General features: G+C 55.6%; 2 protein-coding genes and 1 pseudogene. All 3 read right to left on the bottom strand.

Annotated elements, in window-relative coordinates; all coding sequences use genetic code 11:
• Positions 1-456: 456 nt before the first annotated feature.
• A complete protein-coding gene (locus BLU09_RS38605) occupies positions 457-1,353 on the bottom strand; it encodes a hypothetical protein (RefSeq protein WP_143043287.1) in 897 nt (298 codons plus the stop codon).
• Positions 1,350-3,551 carry a hypothetical protein gene (locus BLU09_RS38600; RefSeq protein ID WP_143043286.1) on the bottom strand — a complete coding sequence of 734 codons (2,202 nt, stop codon included), beginning with the start codon at positions 3,549-3,551 and terminating at the stop codon, positions 1,350-1,352. The genes BLU09_RS38605 and BLU09_RS38600 overlap by 4 nt, the downstream gene beginning before the upstream one ends.
• 290 nt (positions 3,552-3,841) lie before the next feature.
• A pseudogene (locus tag BLU09_RS39740) lies at positions 3,842-4,103 on the bottom strand (hypothetical protein); the annotation flags it as partial.

Below are 4,103 nucleotides of genomic sequence, written 5' to 3'. Positions count from 1 at the left end.
ACCCACCAGTGGCCTCGCCTGCTGCCGACCATCAGGCCTCCGGTGGTCCCCTTGCCTGTCAGCTCGCTCGCTGCTCAGTGCCAGATCCACACCCTGAAACTCCATCGGGCGCAGCTCGCCGCGTAGTGGCGGCGCCGCCAGTTCCAAACGGGCGGAGCGCCACCTCTGCTGCAAGGAGCCCATTATCCGGCTCCTTGCCCGTTACCCCGACACGCTCCTAGCCCCTCTCCTGGGCTCCAGCAATACCGTCCAGCGGCATCGCCAACTGCGTGGCATCCGGGGTATCTTTTGAGCGCCGTCATCCACCGGAAGCGGCCAGTCTCCATCCGTGTATACAACCGCACGAAGTCGCACCGGCTCCGCGTCAGCAACTGCTCGATCCCACCAAATCTGCGCACGACGTGCCCGCGCAGGGCGCGGGCACGCCACTTCGCGCTTCTCTACATCGACTGAAGTCTACTGCGTCTTGCCAGTCACATCGGTCAGACGCTCACAATTTGTACTGAAAATGGAACGAGCATAGAACGGCGCCTGCTCCCCCTTCTTTCTCGACTTCTCCATCGCGAGAAGGTTCACCCAAGAATCTGCAGAAGCCTTGCAATAGTACTCCCGTGCCAACTTCAGATCCCCTGACGCTTCGGCAAGCATGGCCCGCCGATTCAAGCACGTTGCTGCCGTTCCTGGTTGAGCCGCTGGTAAATACTCATTCATGACCGTGAGGGCCTTTTCAGGATTCCCTATCGCGTCGAAGTAGTCGGAGTTCGCCAGTGCACGAGGACAGCCTTCGTTTGCAGGTTGGTCTAAAGACGGCTCTTCCACGGAAAGCACCTGGGATGTGTTAAGAGTCCCTGTCCATCCACCAGTCGCGACGCGCGTTGTGTCCAGCTTGGCATTGACAAAGTACTTGCCGGTGGCCAGTTTTGCCGTTTCCTCTGGCGGCAAGACGTAGCGCAAGAGCAAGCTGGATTTGTCGGAAGACAAAGTCAATTGGCGCGGGCGGATACTTATTTTCTGAAGTGGGAGGTGCGTCTGTTCGTTTTTCCGGTTCTGTCGAAAGAGAATTTCAATGGACAGGTGCTCTTCCCATCCCTCGCGAGGGGGATTAATGACGAAAGCTCCTGCGGAACGCACTTGTTCTTCTGTCGTGACTGCTCGCGGCTGAAACAAGCCGATCGACAAGACGAGCGGCCATCCCTTTCGAAGGTGTGCAGTGTTGAATTCGATAATAAGCTCTGGATTGGTCTCAGGCGAGCGTGTTCCTTGCGGTTCTCCTGGCATGGATGCCTGAGCACGTCCGCCATGAAGTCCAAGCAACACGAGAAACAAGGCAGTTTTTGTGATGTTTTGGATCATGGGGCGTTCTGGGGAATGTGTGCGTGAGCATCATTGATGCAGATCCGGTGTATGCAGTTGCCGCGATTGGGCGCGGCATGTCCGTGGCGCGAAGGTCGGCTCTCTGGAGGGGAGTAGTCAGGTCTCACGGTTGCATTGAAAGTCTTGCCGAGGCCATCTGAACACAACTGCGTTCCCGGCGTTTCTCTTGGAAGAATGAGAAATCGCTCCGCAGACGGCTTGCTGTTCCATTTCACTGCGTTTGCTCCGTAATATCGTATTAGGCAATTCTCGTCTCCTCCGAATCGACTACCCTTCGTTGGATCTGTGACTTCGATCGAGAGCAGTAGCATTTGCAATGGATTTGCCAGGATTGGAGCTAGACTCCCGTCCGCCTCCATTCGCAGAGTAATAGGAACTCCTGGCGCAGGAGTTGCGGTGGAGATTTCAAGATAGTCAGTGACTTGAGGTATCCAGGTGACGAAATCGTGGCCATTTTCCCCGTGATGAGGGACGTTGGCGCTATGTGCGAGTTCATGCGCAACGGTGCCTGCGATGTCCCCAGGGTCGGTCATCTGCCCGATCTCAATCATGGGAATGTTGACGGGGCTACTGGGGCCACGGTGTGTCTGTGATACGACGGACAATGGATTGATTGACGGCATGAGCATGATAATGTGCTGATCAACGCGGTGCCGTCCACCTTCGTGTAATGCATTGAAGTTGATGACGCGCTTGGAAGGGTCGATATCAGAGGGGTCTGATGCCTGTTCAAAATCAGCCTCTCTGTAGTTGGAATGGACATTGAGCCCAGTCGCGTTCTTGAATGTCTGGATTCCTGCGGTCACTTGAGTGAGTATTGATGGGTAGGAGTGAAGTCCATTGTAAACATGGAATTCAACCTTGGCTGGATCCGTGGTCCCCCATTGCCCGTTCGCAACAAAGCCACGATACTCCTCATAGAGAGTCAATCCATCGCCGGAATGTCCATCACCAGCGCCCCCGCTCAAGGTCTCTTCATCTGAAGAGTCAGGAAGGTCCGCCACCCCTGCCGCCAGTCTCCAAGAGTCCGCGATATATGACGTGCTTTCCCGTTTGGGAATACGCATTGGATTGTCGCCAGTGTCTCTGAATCGAGCCGTCAGAACCGTGCCATCTTCCAGCACAGCTTCTGCCGTAACTGAACCATAGGCTCCCCAGTCGAAGCTAGAGAGTACTGCGGAGGCTTCCTCAACAAGCCCGCTCGGAGTATGAATCGTGTCAACGTCGACGAAGGTCATGGCGGGATTCTGTCCTGCCTGAAACTGAAGATCGCGAAGACTGTTGGCTGCGTTGTCTAGGGGAGAGTTCATTGCATCCCCTGGAACATTTGATGACTCTACGATCTTGAATGTAATCTTCGTTGCCTTAGGGATCGGATTGGGCGCTACGCTCGGCTTGGGATGAAGGCTTGCAACCAGGGAGAGCGTCGCGCCAGGAGTTGTGGGCGGTGATCCCGTGCCATTCCAGACGGTGCCCAACGGACGCCAATTGTCTAAATTCACAGCGTCGATGACAAGGCGAACATGCGGGTAGTTTGTGAATCGCCAAGTCTTGGTGATGCGATAGTGTAGGCTGCTACTGCCGTCATCGACCTCTTCGCTTGCTCCATGGACGATGAGTTGTCCCGGGGTGTGTCCCGTTTGGACCTCACCTAGTTCCGAAAAGTATGAATAAATCTCGTCAGTTCCTTGGGTGGTGTTTTCGCTGTTTCCAGTGCATGTGTTGTGTACTTTTCGGACTCTTTTGATGTTTTCAATTACGGAGTCCCAGCCGGCGATGTCTAGCAATGAAATCCCATCTTCGAGGCTGACTCCAATGTAGATGTCTGCCTCGGTCGTGCCATTGGCCTTGCGGCGAAGGTCGTCGATTTCAGTCCGAATGCAGCCCGAGCATTCCTCTCTTGTTTCGGTGTCTCGAGACCGAGTGTCGCTCGTTACGGCTATGCGTGCGCCGTTCTCGTCTGAGATGACGTCAATTGTGGTTGTGTTGCGATAAGTGCTTTTCGTGGCCTGGCTCAGGCAACCAGAGGTGTGTCCGTCATCCGAGTCGGACCATTGCTCGAACTTGTATGTAAATGTTCCGTACCACGTTTCATCCCTGAGTGGCTGAATTTGATGTCGCTCCCAAGGGGTGGAGATAGAAGGGCCGTCGCATGACACTTGCGTCGAGAAAATCATCCCCCAAAGTGCAAATCCCAAAAACGCCCAGGATCTCCGGGAATAGAAGTTGTGCAACAATTTTTGAACGCCTCTCTGGATGTCAGTCCTCGGTACTTCTGGTTCAAAGGCACTCTGACAGGGAGGGGCGCCCAAGCTCAATCAGGTATGTTGATGATTGGTTGGTGATCGTGCTGTGCAATTAGAATATCTTCATCGTGGCATTGGTGCATCGTATTGTTTGCGGGGGCTAAACTTACAGTTTGACTGGCATGTTTGAAGGGCTAGGAGGGGTGTGGCTCCCATCCTGATCAAGCTGCGCGCCGCACCTCGGCCCTCTGCGGTGCAAGCGTGAGGTGCATGGCTGCGTCCCACCGTTCGGAGAGCACCAGGGCGCGCAAGTCCAGGATGTGCTGGCCGGACGCCTCCTTCCAGCGGGCGCCGGGGCGCTTCATGCGCAGGGAGACGAGAGACTTGCCCCGAGGCCGCTGGCCGCCATACAGCGCTCCCACCGCATGCCCCACCCGCTCGAAGGAGGCTCGGCAATACGGCAATACGGCAGCACACCCACCT

It is taken from the genome of Myxococcus virescens, assembly GCF_900101905.1.
Lineage (GTDB): Bacteria > Myxococcota > Myxococcia > Myxococcales > Myxococcaceae > Myxococcus > Myxococcus virescens.
The sequence above is the reverse complement of the archived record's forward strand: the minus strand, read 5'-3'. Positions and strand labels throughout refer to the sequence as shown.